The sequence below is a fragment of the Gloeomargarita sp. SRBZ-1_bins_9 genome, assembly GCA_039794565.1.
Taxonomy (GTDB): domain Bacteria; phylum Cyanobacteriota; class Cyanobacteriia; order Gloeomargaritales; family Gloeomargaritaceae; genus Gloeomargarita.
The window spans coordinates 21,149-38,812 of record JAUQVX010000007.1; the positions used below are offsets into that span (position 1 = coordinate 21,149).

Annotated in this window: 16 protein-coding genes and 1 tRNA gene; 7 read left to right on the plus strand and 10 right to left on the minus strand. The window is 58.4% G+C overall.

Annotation, left to right across the window (positions count from 1 at the left end; translation table 11 throughout):
* Positions 1-46 precede the first annotated feature (46 nt).
* Together htpG and hemW are read left to right on the plus strand one after the other, a co-directional pair.
* Positions 47-1,945, plus strand: a complete 1,899-nt coding sequence (gene htpG / locus Q6L55_07455) for a molecular chaperone HtpG (protein ID MEN9258545.1) — start codon at positions 47-49, stop codon at positions 1,943-1,945.
* On the plus strand, positions 1,945-3,141 hold the full coding sequence (gene hemW / locus Q6L55_07460; protein MEN9258546.1) for a radical SAM family heme chaperone HemW: 1,197 nt from the start codon (positions 1,945-1,947) through the stop codon (positions 3,139-3,141). Before htpG ends, hemW begins: the two co-directional genes overlap by 1 nt.
* Here the strand turns inward: hemW and Q6L55_07465 are convergent.
* The 6 genes from Q6L55_07465 to rlmN form a co-directional block, all read right to left on the minus strand.
* Positions 3,056-4,285, minus strand: coding sequence for a 1-deoxy-D-xylulose-5-phosphate reductoisomerase (locus tag Q6L55_07465; GenBank protein MEN9258547.1), 1,230 nt, complete (start codon positions 4,283-4,285; stop codon positions 3,056-3,058). The genes hemW and Q6L55_07465 overlap by 86 nt on opposite strands.
* A 58-nt stretch (positions 4,286-4,343) precedes the next feature.
* Positions 4,344-5,564 carry an MFS transporter gene (locus tag Q6L55_07470; GenBank protein MEN9258548.1) on the minus strand — a complete coding sequence of 407 codons (1,221 nt, stop codon included), beginning with the start codon at positions 5,562-5,564 and terminating at the stop codon, positions 4,344-4,346.
* Positions 5,561-6,322 carry a DNA repair protein RecO gene (recO, locus tag Q6L55_07475; GenBank protein MEN9258549.1) on the minus strand — a complete coding sequence of 254 codons (762 nt, stop codon included), beginning with the start codon at positions 6,320-6,322 and terminating at the stop codon, positions 5,561-5,563. Before recO ends, Q6L55_07470 begins: the two co-directional genes overlap by 4 nt.
* A 1-nt stretch (position 6,323) precedes the next feature.
* On the minus strand, positions 6,324-8,237 hold the full coding sequence (locus Q6L55_07480; protein MEN9258550.1) for an Rne/Rng family ribonuclease: 1,914 nt from the start codon (positions 8,235-8,237) through the stop codon (positions 6,324-6,326).
* A gap of 225 nt (positions 8,238-8,462) precedes the next feature.
* Positions 8,463-8,942 (minus strand): DUF427 domain-containing protein, encoded by a 480-nt coding sequence (locus Q6L55_07485; GenBank protein MEN9258551.1) that lies wholly within the window; start codon positions 8,940-8,942, stop codon positions 8,463-8,465.
* A complete protein-coding gene (gene rlmN / locus Q6L55_07490; GenBank protein MEN9258552.1) occupies positions 8,939-9,961 on the minus strand; it encodes a 23S rRNA (adenine(2503)-C(2))-methyltransferase RlmN in 1,023 nt (340 codons plus the stop codon). The genes Q6L55_07485 and rlmN overlap by 4 nt, the downstream gene beginning before the upstream one ends.
* 94 nt (positions 9,962-10,055) lie before the next feature.
* On the opposite strand from rlmN, the gene Q6L55_07495 reads away from it, so the two are divergent.
* Positions 10,056-11,690 carry a DUF2079 domain-containing protein gene (locus tag Q6L55_07495; GenBank protein ID MEN9258553.1) on the plus strand — a complete coding sequence of 545 codons (1,635 nt, stop codon included), beginning with the start codon at positions 10,056-10,058 and terminating at the stop codon, positions 11,688-11,690.
* Positions 11,654-12,571 carry a 16S rRNA (adenine(1518)-N(6)/adenine(1519)-N(6))-dimethyltransferase RsmA gene (gene rsmA / locus Q6L55_07500; GenBank protein MEN9258554.1) on the plus strand — a complete coding sequence of 306 codons (918 nt, stop codon included), beginning with the start codon at positions 11,654-11,656 and terminating at the stop codon, positions 12,569-12,571. Before Q6L55_07495 ends, rsmA begins: the two co-directional genes overlap by 37 nt.
* On the opposite strand, the gene Q6L55_07505 is transcribed toward rsmA, so the two are convergent.
* Positions 12,461-13,714: a hypothetical protein gene (locus Q6L55_07505; protein ID MEN9258555.1), complete on the minus strand. Its 1,254-nt coding sequence runs from the start codon at positions 13,712-13,714 to the stop codon at positions 12,461-12,463. The two genes, rsmA and Q6L55_07505, sit on opposite strands and share 111 nt — an antisense overlap.
* Positions 13,715-13,949: 235 nt before the next feature.
* On the opposite strand from Q6L55_07505, the gene Q6L55_07510 reads away from it, so the two are divergent.
* Positions 13,950-14,022, plus strand: a tRNA-Trp gene (locus Q6L55_07510).
* Positions 14,023-14,035: 13 nt separating this feature from the next.
* Here Q6L55_07510 and Q6L55_07515 read toward each other — a convergent pair.
* Entirely contained in the window at positions 14,036-14,836 is an 801-nt protein-coding gene (locus Q6L55_07515) for a class I SAM-dependent methyltransferase (GenBank protein MEN9258556.1), read from the minus strand.
* Complete coding sequence (gene queC, locus Q6L55_07520; protein ID MEN9258557.1) at positions 14,829-15,572, minus strand: 7-cyano-7-deazaguanine synthase QueC; 744 nt, start codon at positions 15,570-15,572, stop codon at positions 14,829-14,831. The genes Q6L55_07515 and queC overlap by 8 nt, the downstream gene beginning before the upstream one ends.
* A gap of 79 nt (positions 15,573-15,651) precedes the next feature.
* On the opposite strand from queC, the gene Q6L55_07525 reads away from it, so the two are divergent.
* Positions 15,652-15,942 (plus strand): hypothetical protein, encoded by a 291-nt coding sequence (locus Q6L55_07525; protein ID MEN9258558.1) that lies wholly within the window; start codon positions 15,652-15,654, stop codon positions 15,940-15,942.
* Here the strand turns inward: Q6L55_07525 and Q6L55_07530 are convergent.
* Positions 15,939-16,607 carry a DUF1995 family protein gene (locus Q6L55_07530; GenBank protein ID MEN9258559.1) on the minus strand — a complete coding sequence of 223 codons (669 nt, stop codon included), beginning with the start codon at positions 16,605-16,607 and terminating at the stop codon, positions 15,939-15,941. The genes Q6L55_07525 and Q6L55_07530 overlap by 4 nt on opposite strands.
* 44 nt (positions 16,608-16,651) lie before the next feature.
* On the opposite strand from Q6L55_07530, the gene Q6L55_07535 reads away from it, so the two are divergent.
* The gene (locus Q6L55_07535; protein MEN9258560.1) at positions 16,652-17,524 is read left to right on the plus strand and encodes a hypothetical protein; all 873 of its coding nucleotides are present in this window, start codon (positions 16,652-16,654) and stop codon (positions 17,522-17,524) included.
* Positions 17,525-17,664 lie beyond the last annotated feature (140 nt).

Here is a 17,664-nt window from a genome sequence, read left to right on the forward strand (position 1 = left end):
TGCCTAAAATAAAATTGCCCATTGGTTACCCTAGCAGGTTAGGGTCATGTTTGAGCAAGGCACCATTACCATCCATACCCAGAACATTTTTCCCATCATCAAAAAGTCCCTGTATTCCGATCATGAAGTTTTCTTCCGGGAATTGGTGTCGAATGCGGTGGATGCCATTGAAAAACTGAAGATGGTGGCCTATGCCGGTGAGACGGAATTGGGGGACTTTCAACCGGAAATTGTCGTGAGCATTGACAAAGACAAGCGCCAATTGAGCATTACCGACAACGGCATTGGCATGACCGCCGAAGAAGTGAAAAAGTACATCAATCAGGTGGCCTTTTCCAGCGCCGAAGAATTTATCCAGAAATACCAGGCGGGGGACCGGCCCTTGATTGGCCACTTTGGGCTGGGATTTTATTCCGCCTTCATGGTGGCGCAACAGGTGGAAATTGACACGCTTTCTTACAAAAAAGATGCCGAGGCGGTGCACTGGACCTGTAGTGGCTCACCGGAGTTTACCCTGCGCTCTGCGGACCGGCAGCAACGGGGGACAACGGTAACGCTGACCCTGATGGAGGGGGAAGAGGAGTACTTAGAACCCCAGCGCATCCGGGAGCTGGCCCAAAAATACTTTGACTTTATGCCGGTGCCCATCAAGCTCAACGGGGAAGTACTCAACCGGCAAAAAGCCATTTGGCGTCAATCACCTAGCCAGCTTACTGAAAAGGACTATCTGGAGTTTTATCGCTACCTGTATCCTGGGCAGGAAGACCCCCTGTTGTGGGTGCATCTCCAGACGGATTACCCCTTTTTACTCAACGGCATTCTTTACTTCCCCAAGTTGCGCCCTGATTTGGATGTCACCCGCAGTCAGCTCAAACTCTTTGCCAACCAGGTTTTTGTCAGCGAACATTGCGAAGAGATTTTACCCCGGTTTTTGTTGCCTATGCGGGGGGTGATTGACAGTCCTGATATTCCCCTGAATGTCTCCCGCAGTGCCCTGCAACTGGACCGCACTGTGCGCCGCATTGGGGACTTTATTGCCAAAAAAGTTGCCGACCGCCTGCGGGAACTCTACGAAAATGACTTTGCCCACTACACCCGCATCTGGCCGGATTTGGGCCTATTTGTTAAATACGGCTGCATCCACGACGAAAAGTTCAAAAAGCAGGTGCAAGACATTCTGATTTATCGAACGACGGTGTCCTTACCGGCCCCCAACGGCCAAGGGGAGACCACCTTTAACTACACCACATTACAGGGCTATCTGGAGCGGGCCAAGGGGCGTCACGAAAACCGGGTGTTCTACGCGACGGATGAGGCGGCCCAGGCGACCTACATTACCCTGCACAAAAATCAGGGCCTGGAGGTCTTGTTTATGGACAGTTTCATTGACACCCACTTTATTCACTTTTTGGAGCAGGAGTATGCCCAGGTGCGCTTTAGTCGGGTGGATGCGGACCTAGATGCCAGTTTGATTGATACGAGTAAAGCGACGGAAATTGTTGACCCCAAGACGAACAAGACCCGGGCGCAATTGGTGCAGGAACTGTTCCAGAAATATCTGAATAAACCCAAGCTGACGATTCGCACTGAATCCCTAACGGGTCAGGCACCGCCGGCGATGGTGTTGCTGCCGGAAACCTTGCGTCGCCTGCGGGATATGACAGCCTTGTTCCAAGCGCAAAAGGCGGAATTTCCCGAAGAACATACGCTGGTGGTGAATTTAGCGCACCCCCTGGTGGAGAATCTGATTCGTCTGGCCCAAGGCAATGTGCTGGTGGGGACAAGTGGCCAGGGGTCCCGGGAAGATTTGCTGCGCAACCTGTGTCAACACATTTATGACCTGGCGATGATGGCGCAAAAGAGCTTTGACCCGGATAGTATGCAGGCGTTTTTGAACCGCGCCAGTGAGGTGTTGACCCAGTTGACTACCCCCGGTACGGTCTGATGGCCACGGCGGCCTACGTCCACATTCCTTTTTGTCGCCAGCGGTGTTACTACTGCGACTTTCCGGTGGTGGCGGATGCCCGGGCGGATTCCCCTTGGCGTTTGCGCTATTTGCAGGCCCTGGCTCGGGAAATTCGGCTGACGCCAGTAGTTGGTGGGCCGCTGCAATCGGTGTATTTTGGTGGGGGTACGCCTTCGCTGCTTACACCCCAGGAACTGGCGGTGCTTTTGGAGACGTTAGCGCAGCGCTTTGGCCTGGCAAAGGGGGCAGAAATTTCCCTGGAGGCGGACCCGGGAACGCCGGGCATCCAGTATTTGCGGGACTATCGGCAACTGGGGGTCAATCGCTTGAGTTTGGGGGTGCAAAGTTTTGTGCCGGCGCTATTGCAGCGCAGTGGTCGCACCCATACGGTGGCGGATATTGCCGTGGCCATTGAGCAGTTACATCGCCTGGATTGGGAGAATTGGAATCTGGATTTGCTCCAAGGGCTGCCGGGACAAACGCTAGCGGATTGGCAATACAGTTTGACCCAGGCTGTCCAGGCCCGGCCCCGCCACGTGTCCACCTATGACCTCACCCTGGAACCCAAAACCCGTTTCTACCGGGATGTCCAGCGGGGCCAGCTAGCCTTGCCACCGGAAGAGCTTACCGTGCAGATGTATGTCATAGCCCATGAATTTTTCACGCGTCATGGCTACGGGCACTATGAGATTTCCAACTACGCCCAACCGGGGTACGCCTGTCGGCACAACCTGACCTACTGGCGCAATCAACCCTACTACGGCTTTGGCCTAGGGGCGACCAGCTATCTGCAAGGGGTGCGCTTTTCCCGGCCGGCGACCTTGTCGGGCTACCTGCAATGGGTGGAGCGCCAAGCGCAAGCGGGTGGGGTGTACATCCAAGGGCCGTCTGTTACTCCGGTGGAGGTATGCTTCGAGCGCCTGATGCTGGGACTGCGACTGCACGAAGGGGTGGATTTAATGGAGTTGCTGGCGGACTTACCCCCTTCTGTCCAGGCTGCCCTTGTCCAGACCTTGCAACGTTACCGAGACCAAGGTTGGGTGGATTGCCAGGGCGACCGCTGGTTTTTGGTCCCGCCCCAGGGGTTTCTTATGGCGAACACGGTTTTGGTGGAACTGTGGCAGGCGATGGAGCAAGGGCTATCTGCAGCGGCGCCGGCGTCCTCCAGGCGTTGAGGACGTAGTTGCGCGCCCAAGCATCGGCCGCCAGGATGTCGTCGAGGCTGGGGTAGGCTGGGTTCACTGGGGCATAGGCTTCACAGGCGCCGGCAATCAAGCGGGGAATATCGGCAAAGGCAATTTTTTCTGCTAGAAAAAGACTCACCGCCTGCTCATTGGCTGCGTTCAAGACCGCCGGCATGGCCCCCCCTGCCCGTCCCGCTGCATAGGCCAACTGCATACAGGGATATTTCTGGTGGTCCGGCGCCCGAAAGGTCAAACTGCCAATGCTGACCAAATCCAAGGGCTTCCAGGGGGTGGGGAAACGCTCCGGCCAGGACAGGCTGTAGAGCAAGGGCAACCGCATATCCGGCCAACCCAACTGGGCCAAAACCGACGTGTCCTGCAACTCGATCAACGAATGCACAATGCTCTGGGGATGAATAACGATGTCAATGTGGTCATAGTCCAGGCCGAACAGGAAATGGGCCTCGATCACCTCTAACCCCTTATTCATCAAGGTCGCCGAATCAATGGTGATTTTGGGTCCCATTCTCCAGTTGGGGTGTTTTAGGGCATCAGCGACGGTCACCTGGGCCATTTTTTCCACAGGCCAATCCCGAAAGGCCCCTCCCGAAGCGGTCAGGATAATGCGTCGCAGGCCCCCGGGCGGCACCCCCTGCAGACACTGAAAAATCGCCGAGTGCTCCGAATCCGCCGGCAGTAGCTTGACCCCGTATTCCGCCAACAACGGCAAAATCACCGGCCCCCCGGCAATCAGGGTTTCTTTATTGGCCAGGGCAATGTTTTTCCCCGCCCGAATCGCGGCAATGGTCGGCAGCAAGCCCGCACAACCCACAATCCCCGTCACCACGATTTCCGCATCCCCATAGGCTGCCACCGCCGCAATGCCCTCGGGACCGGCCAGCAGTTGGGGTGGGGGTTGCACCTGGGCAATCGCTGCCTGCAGTTGAGGAAGTAAGCAGGCCTCCTGGATGGCGACGATTTCCGGGCGAAACCGCTGAATCTGTTGAGCCAAGAGGGCGATGTTACGTCCGGCCGTCAACCCCACCACCCGAAACCGGTCAGGGTACTGGGCGACGATGTCCAGCGTCTGGGTGCCGATGGAGCCGGTTGATCCCAAAACAGTAATCGGTCGCACGGGCTACCTGTTGCCACTTCCCCTTTCAACCCTACCACCCCCGTTGGCCCCCGACAAGCTACCAGACCGCCAGCAGGGTCACCAATCCCGCCAATCCCACCAACACCATCGGCAACCCCAGGCGCGCCGCCGCAACTCCCACCACCGCCAGGGGCAAACTCAGGGCAATGTTGACCGCATTGTTTTGGAAACCGAAGACCTTGCCGCGCATGGCCTCCGGTGTTTCTGCCTGGAGCAGCGTCTGCAGGGGAATAGCCACCCAGGCCGCCCCCAGCCCCAGCAAACCGTACCAGATAAAAGCCCAGGTCAAACTGCGGATCGTCAAGGCCAGTCCCAGCAAAGCCGCCCCCATCATCAACCCTCCCCACCGATGCCAGCGCCGGACCGCCGGCCAGAGACTCAGCAGCAAGGCCCCCAGCGCCACCCCTGCTCCTGCCGCCGCCAGCAAAAAGCCGAACTGGGACGGTCGCAGCAGTTGTTCTGCCAGTTGAATCGTCATCACTACCAGGGCCGCAAAAACACTGTACAGGACCACCAAACGCGCCACCGCTTTGCCCAACAGGGGCTTGGCCCGCAGCAGCGCCCATCCTTCCCGCAAATCCTGCCCCACCTGAGCCAAGGTATGTACCGTTGCTGGCGCCTGCTCCGGCACCCGCAGGGTCAATAGCAACACCGCTGCGCCCCAGTAGGCACCGGCGACAAACCATTCCCGGCCCTGGGGCAAAACCTGCGCCGCCACGTTTAACAAGGGGTCCCCCAAGGCAAACCCCACAATGAGCGACCCCATCATGGTGGTGGTGTACAGGGAGTTGGCCAACAGCAGCTGTTCCTTGGGCACCACCAGGGGGATTGCTGCCTGTTCCGCCGGCGCAAAAAACTGGGTGAGGGCGGAGACGGCAAACGTTACAGCCAACAGAACCAGCCACTTAACCCAGGGCGACCCCCCCAACCCCAGCACCGGAATCAACAGCAGCACCAGCACCCCCCGCAACCCATTGGTGATAAAAAGCACCCGTTGTTTGTGCCAGCGGTCCACCAACACCCCCGCCAGGGACCCGAACAAGACCGCCGGGATCGTAAAAGCGACCATGATACCGCTGACCAGGGGCGTAATAGTGGCACGGTCATGGAATTGCTGGTCCACCAAGGCGATCATCAACACCAAATACACCTTGTCCCCTAGTTGGGAAAAAACCTGCGCCAGCCACAGCAATAAAAAGTTGTGGTTTGACCAGAGACTTGCCCCATCGGTGTGAGGAGGGGAGGGCAGCAGATTCATGAACCGGCTAAAGAGGATGCAGGCGTAATCGTACTATACAGCAGGGAGGCCGACCGAATGGGCCGCTCCAGGTGATATTCTGCATAGCCCCGCAAAAGCGGTTCGAGACTGCGCCAGGGGGCGGCCGGGGGCCAGGGGGGGTCCGCCAAGGCCTGTAACAACTGCACCTGATCGGGAGAAAGGACCCGACAGGGGGGCACCGTCGGCGGCAAGGGCAAACGAACCAATCCCCCCAGGGGAATGCTGAATCCCAGGCGCTGTTGCGGTGATACGGGTCCTCCCGTCCAACAACACAACCGCACCTGGGGTTGCCAACCCGCCAGGGTCAGTAATTGCCATAGCCCCTGCACCACTAGCGGCCAAGGGTCCTCGGGGGACAGATGGGCTACCTCGGCCAGCAGACGCCCAAAGGTGTCGAAGAGGTCCCCCTGATGGGCATTGACCAGGGCCTGCCCCAGCACCAGTTCGGCGAAGTATTGGGCCACTACCCAGCGCGTATAGTCCTGGGCCAAGTGCTGGTGGCTACGTACCAGCGTCGCTTGCACAATCCGGTCCAGCGAGCGGCCTACCCGCAACTCTAGGCGATTCACCGTCAGCCGGCCCGTCAAGGCTGCCAGGGGAGAATGGGGTTTGCGGGCACCGGGGGCCACCACCCGTTGCAGTCCCCGCTCTGGGCTGAGGATGGTCAGTAACCGGTCCGCCTCCCCCAGACTCTGGCACTGTAGGTTGATGGCCGTGACCTGGTAGGTGCGCCCCATGCTACTCGGCAGCGGTTTGTACTGGCGTCTCTGTCAGGGTTGTCGTCGAACGCCGCCGCCGTCGCCGGGTGTCGGTCACCGAGGGAACCGTTGTCATGGCTTCCCCTGTTTCTGGCGCTGGCGTGGACGGCAGGGAGGCTGACGATTCCACCTCAGGGGACGGCGTCGGTGTTTCCGCCTTCATAGCCGCCACCTCCTCCGGCAACCGCACCTCCACCACCACGTCCTGTAAATGGGTTTGCCCAGTCAACACCAAGGGCGACACCCCCATCTCAGCATAGACCGTTTGCTCTTCCGGCGTCATCCCAACGGTCACCACCTGGGTCGGGGGAGGCGTGGGTTTGGCCGGTCGCCGACGCGGGTAGGTATCCCGGGCGCCATTGTTGCCACTGGGCGGGGGCGGGCTGGTAGTCGCCGGAGCAAAAGGTGGTGGTTCTGGTTCCGCCGTTGCCCGAGGAGCCGGTTTTTCATACCGCCGGTGACGCCGCCGGTTATTGGCATTCCCCCCACCACTCCGGTCGCTGCCGCTACTGCCTAGAGGTACCACCGGATACATGGGCGTGGTGTAGGCCAGTTCGGGATTGGGGGTGGGGGCAAAGCCAATCTCCTCCACACTTTCGGTACGCTCACTAGGAGCTGCCGGTCGGGGAATAGTGGGGGTCAACCCTTCGGCTGTCGCCTGCCCCGGCAACCGCACCAAATGCCCTAACCCACTGCAATGGGGACAGGTCTGCCCAAACAGTTCGTAGATGCTTTGCCCCTGGCGCTTGCGGGTCAATTCCACCAGTCCCAGGTCGGATAAATGGATAATCTGGGGGCGGGCCTTGTCCTGTTTCAGTTCCTTGCTAAAGTGCTCCAGCAACTGCAACTGGTCGCGGCGGTCCTCCATATCAATAAAGTCCACGATGATCACCCCGCCGATATTGCGCAACCGCAACTGCCGAGCGATCTCCGTTGCCGCCTCGTAGTTCGTCCACAGCACCGTCTCCCGAGAGGTGGCCGACCGGGTAAAGGACCCCGAGTTCACGTCAATCACCGTCAGGGCCTCCGTCGGCTCAATCACGATGTAACCCCCTTTAGGCAAATCCACCCGGGGTTTGAGGGCCTCCCGGATCGCCGCATTCACCCGGAAGTACTCCAGGATGGGGATCGGTTCCCGGTGATGGTCCACCAGGAGTCCCGGCGGTAATTTCCCCCCGTACCAAGCGCTCAGTTGCTGTTTGACCCGTTTGACCCCCTCGGCGGTGTCAGTGACGATGCGGTTGACCTGGGCGCTGAAGAAATCCCGTAGCACCCGTTGGATGAAGTCATCATCCCGGTTGAGCAAGCCTGGGCCTTTAGCCGTCGCCGCATCCCGCTGGATTTTTTCCCACTGGCGCTTGAGGGCCTCCAGGTCCTCCATGATGGCTTCCTCGTTGACCCCTTCCGCCTCGGTACGCACCAGCAGCCCCATTTGCGGTGGTTTGATCAGCACGGCCAAGGCCCGCAGGCGATGGCGTTCGTTTTCATTTTGAATCCGCTGGGAAAGAAACACCCCCCGGCCGTAGGGCATCAGCACCAGATAACGCCCCGGCAGCGTGATATTGCCCGTCAGGCGCGGCCCCTTGTTGCCGGTGGGTTCCTTCATCACCTGCACCAGCACCTTCTGTTGGGGAAGCAGCAACTCGGTAATGGCGCCTGCCGTTTTTTTCAGACGTAGGGGACCCAAGTCCGACACATGGATAAAGCCATTGCGTTCCGGGTCGCCGATATTGACAAAGGCGGCGTCAATCCCCGGCAACACATTCTCCACGATCCCCAAAAAGATGTCCCCCACCTGCACATTGCCGGTTGCCACCACCAACTCCTGGATTTGGTCATCGGCAAACACGGCAGCAATCCGGTGTTGTTCCGCCAGGATAATCTGTTTAGACATCCATACTCCTTAAAACATCAAAATCATCTCCCGGCCTCCACTGGCGCGTTCCGGTTCAACCCCTATCCTCAAGCACCCCACCTCAGACGGTGAGTCTTGAACCCTGATTGAAACCGCCAAAACCTCAATCACCTGAAAACGGCCTATCGCCGACCCATCCGCACCAGGGATGTTTCCAGGATTACGCATCATTATAGCGCCAATTGTTACCAATCGTTACTGGGGCTACCAGTGTTCGGTACCCGGTTCCCCCTTGAAAGGCCCCACCAGGTTGCCGGTGATCCACCCCCCGTAGAACTCGCCCGGCTGGGGCCTGACCACTTCCCCGTTGACCAAACAGCGCTCCAGCTTTTGGGCATAAAAGGCCAGGTAATGCCGGATAACCCGGTAGGCCGGCATGGGGTCAGCATAGGCCCAGGCCACATCGTCTATCACCCGCTCCCCTAGGTGCAGGTTGTAGTAATGCGCCCAGCCCTTCCACTCACAAAAACTACGGCGGCGATTGGGGCACAGATACTGCATTTGGATATCCGCCGGCGGCAGGTAATAAACAGGGGGATGGCTGGTTTCCAACACCCGGTAGGCCCGCTGGGTATCGGCTAGGCACAGCCCCTGGGTGTAAATCTGGATGCGATAGGGCACCGGTTCAACCCGCGGTGGACGGGGATAATCCCATACCGACTCCCAGGGCAAAGCCGATGTCATCGCCCCTGTTGCTCCCAAACCCGCAATTGACCACAGGCGGCTTGGGCGTCTAACCCCCGGGTCTGGCGCACCGTCACCGCAATCCCCTGTTCTGAGAGCACCGCTGCAAAGGCCTGCACCCGCTCCGGCGTGGGTCGCTGGTAGGGCGCCTCGGCAATGGGGTTGTAGGGGATCAGGTTAACATGGGTCTGCCAGCCCCGCAGCAATCTGGCCAAGGCCCGGGCCAACTCCGGTGTATCGTTCACCCCCGCCAGCAGCGTGTACTCAAAACTCACCCGCCGTTTGGTGGTGTGGACGTAGTGGCGGCAGTCGGCCAGGAGTTGCTCCAAGGGGTAATGGCGGGCACTGGGGATAAGCCGCTGGCGCAGGGACTGGCTAGGGGCATGCAAGCTCACCGCCAGGGTCACTTGCAGGTGTTCCTGGGCTAGGCGACGAATTTGCCGCGGCACCCCCACCGTCGAAATGGTCATGGCCCGCTGGGAAAGGCCGCAGTCCTCATTGAGCCGGCGCACCGCCTTAACCACCGTCTTCAAGTTCAGCAAAGGCTCGCCCATGCCCATAAACACCACGTGGGACACCCGCCGCCCCATGGCCGTTTGCACCGTCAGCACCTGGTCCAGGATTTCGTGCAGCGCCAGGTTACGGGTAAAGCCCTGCTTGCCGGTGGCGCAGAAATCGCAGGCCATGGGGCAGCCCACCTGGGTCGAGACACACACCGTCAGTCGGTCGTTACTGGGAATGCCCACCGTTTCGATTAACGCTCCGTCGTGCAGGCGCAGTAAAAACTTCACCGTACCGTCCTGGGCCACCACCTGCCGATGGAGCTGGGAGCGGCCGATGGGCACCTGCACCTGCTCCCGCCAGAACTTGGGAAACACGGTGATGTCTTGGAACTCGCGCACCCCTTGCCGGTAGAGCCACTGGTGCAACTGTTTAGCGCGATAGGGGGGTTGACCTTGGGCGGTTACCCAGGCGGTCAGCTCCGGCAAGGTTTGACCCAACAGCGGTCGGGGGGTCATACAATCATTGCGCCGCTAATACTTTATATCTCTAGGGTAGTGCATGCCGCTGGAGGTAAAATGGGGGGGCACATTGACGGTCGGACGCCTGGGGATGAGCGGTAAAGGGATACGACAGCTACGCCAGCCCTATACCCCCTACGGCGTGGCCTTGCTCTTTTTCATAGCCATCCTCAGCCTTCTCCTGCTGCGCTACAGCACCTTTTTCGCCACCATTGACCACGGCATTTTCAACCAGGTGTATTGGAACAGCGTCCAGGGGCGTTGGTTTGAAAGTTCCCTGTCTTCTACCTTGTCCGTGGCGGTGAAGTTAGATGGCGATGTCCCCAGCGTTTTCTACCGTCGGTTGGGTCAGCATTTCACGCCGGCGCTGCTGGTTTGGCTGCCGATTTACGCCCTGGCCCCGTCGCCGGTCACCCTGATTGTTTTGCAAGCTGCCCTACTGACGGCAGGAGGCATCGTTCTCTACTATTTGGCGCGGCACTGGCTGGAGCCGAAGTTGGCCTGGTGGATCACGGCCAGTTATTACGGTGCTGGGGCGGTTATTGGTCCGGCTCTGGGAAATTTTCACGATGCGGTGCAGTTGCCCCTATTTTTGTTTGGGGCCGCTTTGAGCCTGGAAAAACGCCGTTGGTGGCTGTTTTGGCCCTTGGTCCTGCTGACGTTGATGATTCGCGAAGACACGGGGATTGTGGTGTTTGGATTTGGGGTGTATTGGCTGCTGAGTCGCCGGTTTCCCCGAGTGGGGCTGGCCGTGTGCGGGCTGAGCTTTCTCTATGTGGTGCTGGTGACCAATGTCTGGATGCCCCTGTTTTCGGATGATTTGAGCCGCCGGTTTTTGCCGGGTTATTTCGGGCAGGTGATGGGGGATGGGGTGGATGCTGCGAGTACCCTAGACATTCTCCGGGGCCTACTGACCAATCCCCTGCAGGTGCTAGTTATCATTGGCCGTCGTCCCCTGGGCATTCTGCTGTATTTACTGGGGCAGTGGTTGCCGTTGGGGTTGGTGCCTGCCTTGTCCGGGCCGGCCTGGGCAATGGTGATCTTTCCCCTGGGGCAACGCATCCTGCAAAACTCCCCCATCGCCCTGCTGCTGAACGTGCGCTATGCCATGAATTTGGTGCCGGCCCTTTTTTACGGCACGATTCTTTGGTGGTCGCAACATCTGGATCGGTTCCATCAACGCTTTTTAGCGTTTTGGCGGTGGTGCATTGCGGTGTCCATTGCCCTAATTATCCTGGCCAATCCCAACCAGACCTTTTCTTGGGTACTGCCGGATGCGGTGCAACCCTGGGTGTGGGTACCGCTGCCCGAACGCTGGTCCCATCGCCAGGCCATTCAGGCCCTGATTCGCCAAATTCCCCCCGACGCCACCGTGGCGGCTACTAATCAACTGGTCCCCCCTTTATCCGGCCGGCGGGGGATCGTGCGCTTGCCCCACTACCAACTGCGCCTAGATGACCGGCAAATTGCGCCCGTTGATTACATCATCGCCGATTTGTGGTATTGGCGCCGATTCAACCTGCCCTTGCACAATGCCTGGGATATTCGCCTGCTCAACGAGCGCATCACCCGCGGCGAGTACGGCATCATAGGGTTACAGGATGAAGTGGTGCTGCTGCAAAAAGGGGTCGTGACCCCGGCACCGTTACAGGCCCAGTGGCAACAACTGTATTCAAAATTGCTGGCCCTATGGCAACCCGAGCGCCCCGCCCCCGCAAAGCCCTAGCCCAATACTGGCTCCAGCGGGATGACCTTTTGCAGCGGATCGTACAGGCAGCCCAACTCCAACCCACCGATAGCGTACTGGAAATCGGCCCCGGCACCGGTCAACTCACCCGCCATCTGCTCCCCCGGGTCCAGGGATTACTGGCCGTGGAATTAGATGCCCAATTGGTGCAATTTCTGCACAAAAAATACGGTCATCACGAGCATTTTTGGCTAGTCCAGGCCGATATTTTAAGGTTTAATTTGCCGGCAGCCTTAGCGCACAATCCCCAATTTCCTACCCCCAACAAAGTCGTGGCCAACATCCCCTACCACATCACCGGCCCCCTATTGCGCTACCTGGTGGGGACCCCGTCGCGCCCCTGGCCCTGGCCCTGGCAACGGGTGGTGCTACTGGTGCAAAAGGAAGTCGCCCAACGCCTCACCGCCGCCCCCGGCAGCAAAATTTTTGGGTCTCTGTCGGTGTTCCTGCAGTACCTGGCCCATTGCACCTGGGTTTGCGATGTCCCTGCCGATGCCTTTTACCCCCGTCCCCAGGTGGATTCCGCCGTGATTTGCCTAACCCCCCGCTCGCCGGACCCCATAGCTTTGTATCCCCGCCGGTTTGAGCAGTGGGTGCGCCAAGGCTTCAGCCAACGCCGCAAGATGCTGCGCAATACCCTGCCACTTGACCGCAGCCTACTTCTCTCTGCCCTGGAGCAACTCGGTTATCCCGACACCGTGCGGGCCGAAGCCATCAGCGCCGCTGACTGGGTACGTCTGTGCAATGCCCTAGGCGAACAACTGGCGGATGAAACGCAAATCCACCACCCCAAAGTGCAAGCTGAAAGCCACCTTGAAATTCTCCAACACCTTGATGAGCCAACGCACCTCCCCCTGTAACTTTTCCGCGTAGTAGTCAAACAGGTGACCCAGCAACCGCTCCAGATACCCCTTGACCTTGCGGCAAATCAACACGATTTTTAGCAGCAGACCCACCAGGCGCGTCGGCCCCAATTGACACAACAAGTCAATGAACGTTTGGTGATTTCCCGGTTGGGCCCCGTCCGTGACCAGGCAATTCAGCAGGCGACTACAGGTGCGCGTCAAGAGAAAATCATCAACCCCCTGGTCATCAAACTGGGGAAACAACCCCTCCATAAACTTGTACAACTGGCGGGCAAAGGTATCCCGGTTGATCCCCAGCGGCAAAGTGCTAAGAACGTAATGGGCCAGGTTCTGTTTGAACAAGCGGTAGTTTTGCCCCTGGGGATTTTCCTGGAGAAACTTCTCCGCCCGCTCCTGATAGGTCAGGCCATTTTCCCCCCGACCGCCAAAGCACTTCAGCGCCCAATAGAGTTCCTGATTGCTTAGCAGCGTGGGATTTTTCACCGGTTGGCAATTTTTATCCGCCCCCAAGGCGCGCCGGTACTCATAGGTCACATAGCGGGCCAACTGGTACTCGAACTGGCGCTGAGTCTCCGTCTGCAACTGTTGCACCACCTCCTGCTGCTCCCGCAACAACTGCCGGTCCTCCCCACCCGCTAACTGGGCCGCGTAGAGATAGGGATAACGGCGCAACAAATCCGCCAGGGGCCGGTCATCCGCCGGTTCATCGCTGGCTTCTAGAAGGGCAACCGTTTGATACAGCCGCAGGTACAAATCCGTCTGGGCAAACCCCGCAAACAAACGCCGCAAGGTCCCCACAGGACGCCCCCGGTCTAGGCCCCGCACCGGCGTCGGTCGCCTCAATAACTCTACCAACCGGTCCATCGCCTCCCGATACTGGGGCTGATTGCGCCAGTAGTTCACCAGGATGTAACAACACCGGTTCAGGATGTAGCGAAACCGCTTGGGGGCATCCCCGTGGGAAACCACCCGCTCCAAAGCCCTAACAACCGACGCTTCACCCCGCAACTCGGTAAACAACTCCCAAAACCGGGCCAACACCTGCTCCGGCGTCTCCTGCCGCACCCACCGGTACACCCCCGCGTAAATCACCTCCTCGTCTGGATTGGACAGAATGTCCGTCAAATAGTCAGCCATTAGCCCACCCCCTCAACCCAGACATCCGTAAATACATGGATATTTTACCGTACATTGTATGCACACCTACGTACATTTACTTAGGTCGGATACCGCCGCCAGGATGGTGATTGCCCTGACATTTATTAGAGCCGAAGACGGGGGGTCATCCGTGTAAGTTAGATCACAAGGGGCCAGTGAGCGCCAGAACCGGGGGCGCCGGTGTAAACTAGGAAGTGATAACATAAGAGTCTGTGCGTCCTTAGTTCAGTTGGTAGAACGTCGGTCTCCAAAACCGGATGTCGGGGGTTCGAGTCCTCCAGGACGCGTCGGGTGGTCAGGTCACTTGGTGGCAACGACGGCCAGGTTCCAGGCCCAGCGTTTCATACCCGGCAAGCGTTTCAGCCAATGATCGAGTCGTTCCAGGAACTGGTAGGTGGGTTGCAGGCGCCGGTGCTCTAGGAGGATTTTTTTCCAGTAGCGCTCCCGGTTAGGGTCCACCCTTTCGAGGAAATAAAATTGCAGAAAAATCCACAGGGTCGTCAACCAAGACGTATCCCAGACCAGGTGGCGAAATAGGGGACGAATTTGCTCAACAATGCCGATAGATAGAGGTTTTTCGTCCGCCGTCCGCACGCGGGTAGCCAAGCGCCGGTACACCTGAATAAGGGGATTATGGATCAAGGGGTCCCAAAAACAGACATGGCCGCCCGGTTTGGTCACCCGGTGCATTTCCCGAATCGCCCCCAGGGGGTCCGGCAGGTGATGCAAAAGATTGGCCGCATAGACAATGTCAAACGTATCATCGGGGAAATCCATGGCCATAGCATTCACCACTTTTGTGCCAATTGTGACCCCATAGTGCTCGGCTAGCTTTTGAGCCACCGCGAGCATGGCCGGCGCGCAATCAGCCGCGATGCAATAGGCCCCCTGCAACGCCAAATAAACGCTGTTTTCCCCCGCACCACACCCCAAGTCCAAAACCCGTTTGTTGCGCAGGTCCCCCAGGTGCCGGAGAATAAACTGGTTTTCTGGGGCGGTACAGGCGGTGAAAGTTTCAACCACCGGAATACTCCCCACATCCAGGTCACTGGCCCAGGCGTCATGAAAGGCCCGTTCCCGGTCCAGGATGTCCTCAAACATGGGGGCTTTCTGGGGTGATGGCATAAGGCAAGGGGTCTTCTATCCCCGCCTCCCGGAAGCCCGCCCGCCGCAGGATGCAGCTATCACACACCCCACAGGCCACCGCTTCGCCCCGGTAACAGGACCAGGTGAGTTCCCAAGGGACGCCCAGGGCTTGCCCCAGCCGGATGATGTCCGCCTTGTGCAGGTGCAACAGGGGTGCGGTGAGCAGAATTGGTTGCCCTTCGCGGCCCTGCTTGGTGCCCAGGGTATACACCTGCTGCATGGCGGCCAGGTAGTCCTCGCGACAATCGGGATAACCGGAGTAATCCAAGGCATTGGCCCCAATATACACCCGCACCGCGCCTAAAACTTCGGCCCAGGCCAGGGCAAAACTGAGGAAAATCGTATTCCGGGCGGGGACATAGGTGATGGGGATACCCTGGTTCATCTCGGCGGGCAACCGGTGGCGCGGCAGGTCCAAATCCCCCTGGGTTAACGCTGACCCCCCCCACCGTCCCAGGGCAATGGGTATCACTTCGTGCTGGACGACACCGGCCCGCTGGGCAATGGCTTGGGCTGCCTGTAGCTCCCGTCGGTGCCGTTGGCCGTAGTCAAACGACAGGGCGTAACAGGCATAACCCTCGGCTTTGGCTTGGTACAAGACGGTGGCCGAATCTAATCCGCCCGATAGCAGTACCACCACCCGCTGGTCCATAACCCATTCCAGCCTGACTATTGTTAGAATAATCACCATGTTAGAGAATTAGGAAGAACCTGTGGAAAACCGGACAGGTTTCTATTGTTTGTCACTCTTTCACCTGAGGAGACCGCCGATGTTACACCGCAAGCTTTACCAGCTCTGTTGTGATGGTCGCGAAGTGTGGGTCTATCTCAAGGACCAGCAACGCATGATCGAGCGGGCTCGCATTGTGGATATTGAGGGGGACTTGGTCACTCTCCGCTACGAAACGGAGGAAGAGGACGAAATTTGCTCCTGGGAAGAGATGGTGCGCATTGACAGCATCGGTTCCATTACCCAAAAGATCGCCTCCGTTCCTCGGGGCAACCTAGAACCCCTAGTCTCGGACGAGTGCCCGGAGGCGGAACAAATCCGGGAGGACTAGGCCCGCAGCGCCCGCCACAGCCGTTCCAAACCCCGCCAAAAACCACCTCTAGGGGGATGCAGTAACCGCTCCAGGGTCTCGGGGTCTGGATTGGTGGCTGTCTCCCCGACAGCTTGGTAATCGCCTTCCAGGGTTTCCCGCCAGACCTGCCAGGGGTCGGGGTAGCGGCGTAAAACAGCTCCCCCCTCTACCGGACGCAGGTGATAGGCGGTCACCAGGGTTTGGAGGAATTCCCGACGCAACCGGCGACCCGCATAGCCAATGCCCACGGTAGCCGCATCCTCCAGGCGGGGGTTGAGCAGAATCACAGGGCAGGGGGCCGTTTCCACCAGTAGCCGCACCTCGGTTACCGCCGCCGGGTCGGGAGCAATGACAACCACGCCCTGGTCGGTGGGGTGATGGGGTTCCCGCAGGGTTTCCAAGCGCCAAGGCACCTCCCCCCAATCCCGCCGCGCCAAGGCCGCTGCCCCCGCATCGGGAAACACCACCCGGCCATGCTCCCCCCATGCCTCAAACGCCTGCATGAAGGCCCATCCCAGCGCCATCGGTTTAACCTCCGGCAGCCACAGCTCCACCAGTAAACGGGTTTCACCGGCAGCTATTGCTTGTTGGGCCGCCCTTTGGGCTTGAGCAATGGCCTCTGGCAGGGTTTGCGGCAGGGTCATCGGGTGGTCATCCCCCAAAAACGTCATCTATATTATGAGAAATTATGGGGAAAAATGCAGGCGGTGGGCAGATTGCCATGGTCAACTTTTGGCTTGGGCTGCTGGTTAGTTTCGCGGGAATCATCTGGTTATGGCAGCACTACCGGCGCGTCCATTCCCAGTGGCAAAAACGTGCCCAACAAGCAGAACAAACCCTCCAGGAGGTACAACGGGAACTGACAGCAGTTGTCCAGCAGTATCAGGCAGCAACCCAAAACCTACAGGAACTGGAACACGACCATCAGCTAGCCCTCGTCCGCATCCAAGCCCTAGAGACGGAAAATCAAAAACTAGAACGGGAAAGTCAACACTATCAACAGCAGGTGCAACATCTGGAACAGAACTGCCAACAGTTACACAATCAGCTCAATCAAATCCAGCATAACTATCAAGATGCACTCAATTATGTCAAGCAGTTAGAGCAGGAAACGGAACAATGGCAGGAGCAAGTGGATCAACTGTTAGAATATGTCGGCAATGGAAAGATTAACCAGCGATTAGAAGTGTCACCTTCTATTCATCAAATTCCCCATTTCACTGTCATTTTTAAGAGAACAGAGTCGGACCTATATCCTGACGAAATCTACGATACTATCTTGAGTGTTCTGAAAACCCACATGGATAGTTTGCCCGATGATTACCGTCGTCGCCACCACATTTTACGGGACATTTTGGCATGTAATTCCTTCTCTGGTAACCGGGATAGATTTCAGCAAGAAATTAAGTCACTGTTTACCAGCTATCAAGGTAAGACAGAACGACTGGTTCGCGATTTGGGTGTCCTGGGTTTTGAATTTTTAGATAGCCCGAACCATTACAAAATTAAATGGCGCGGGGATGATCGTTACATTTTTTTCCTTCGCCAAAACCCCGAGTGACTACCGCGCCGGTGCCAATATTGCCCGTGATTTGATTCGCCTCCTGTTTTGAAAGGGCTGGCTGGCACCGATGTCGTCGTATTTTAGTGGATCGTCTCCCGCTACGATGGAGAATAGGGAGGTCAAGTGGGAGCAACCCA

What these genes read in the sequence shown, in the direction of transcription:
- recO (MEN9258549.1), bottom strand. Translation starts at nt 6,322, where the DNA reads ATGGGGCGCACCTACCAGGTCACGGCCATCAACCTACAGTGCCAGAGT.
- Q6L55_07480 (MEN9258550.1), bottom strand. Translation starts at nt 8,237, where the DNA reads ATGTCTAAACAGATTATCCTGGCGGAACAACACCGGATTGCTGCCGTG.
- Q6L55_07515 (MEN9258556.1), bottom strand. Translation starts at nt 14,836, where the DNA reads ATGTTTGAGGACATCCTGGACCGGGAACGGGCCTTTCATGACGCCTGG.
- htpG (MEN9258545.1), top strand. Translation starts at nt 47, where the DNA reads ATGTTTGAGCAAGGCACCATTACCATCCATACCCAGAACATTTTTCCC.
- hemW (MEN9258546.1), top strand. Translation starts at nt 1,945, where the DNA reads ATGGCCACGGCGGCCTACGTCCACATTCCTTTTTGTCGCCAGCGGTGT.
- queC (MEN9258557.1), bottom strand. Translation starts at nt 15,572, where the DNA reads ATGGTGATTATTCTAACAATAGTCAGGCTGGAATGGGTTATGGACCAG.
- Q6L55_07530 (MEN9258559.1), bottom strand. Translation starts at nt 16,607, where the DNA reads ATGACCCTGCCGCAAACCCTGCCAGAGGCCATTGCTCAAGCCCAAAGG.
- Q6L55_07470 (MEN9258548.1), bottom strand. Translation starts at nt 5,564, where the DNA reads ATGAATCTGCTGCCCTCCCCTCCTCACACCGATGGGGCAAGTCTCTGG.
- rlmN (MEN9258552.1), bottom strand. Translation starts at nt 9,961, where the DNA reads ATGACCCCCCGACCGCTGTTGGGTCAAACCTTGCCGGAGCTGACCGCC.
- Q6L55_07485 (MEN9258551.1), bottom strand. Translation starts at nt 8,942, where the DNA reads ATGACATCGGCTTTGCCCTGGGAGTCGGTATGGGATTATCCCCGTCCA.
- Q6L55_07495 (MEN9258553.1), top strand. Translation starts at nt 10,056, where the DNA reads ATGAGCGGTAAAGGGATACGACAGCTACGCCAGCCCTATACCCCCTAC.
- Q6L55_07525 (MEN9258558.1), top strand. Translation starts at nt 15,652, where the DNA reads ATGTTACACCGCAAGCTTTACCAGCTCTGTTGTGATGGTCGCGAAGTG.
- rsmA (MEN9258554.1), top strand. Translation starts at nt 11,654, where the DNA reads ATGGCAACCCGAGCGCCCCGCCCCCGCAAAGCCCTAGCCCAATACTGG.
- Q6L55_07535 (MEN9258560.1), top strand. Translation starts at nt 16,652, where the DNA reads ATGGGGAAAAATGCAGGCGGTGGGCAGATTGCCATGGTCAACTTTTGG.
- Q6L55_07505 (MEN9258555.1), bottom strand. Translation starts at nt 13,714, where the DNA reads ATGGCTGACTATTTGACGGACATTCTGTCCAATCCAGACGAGGAGGTG.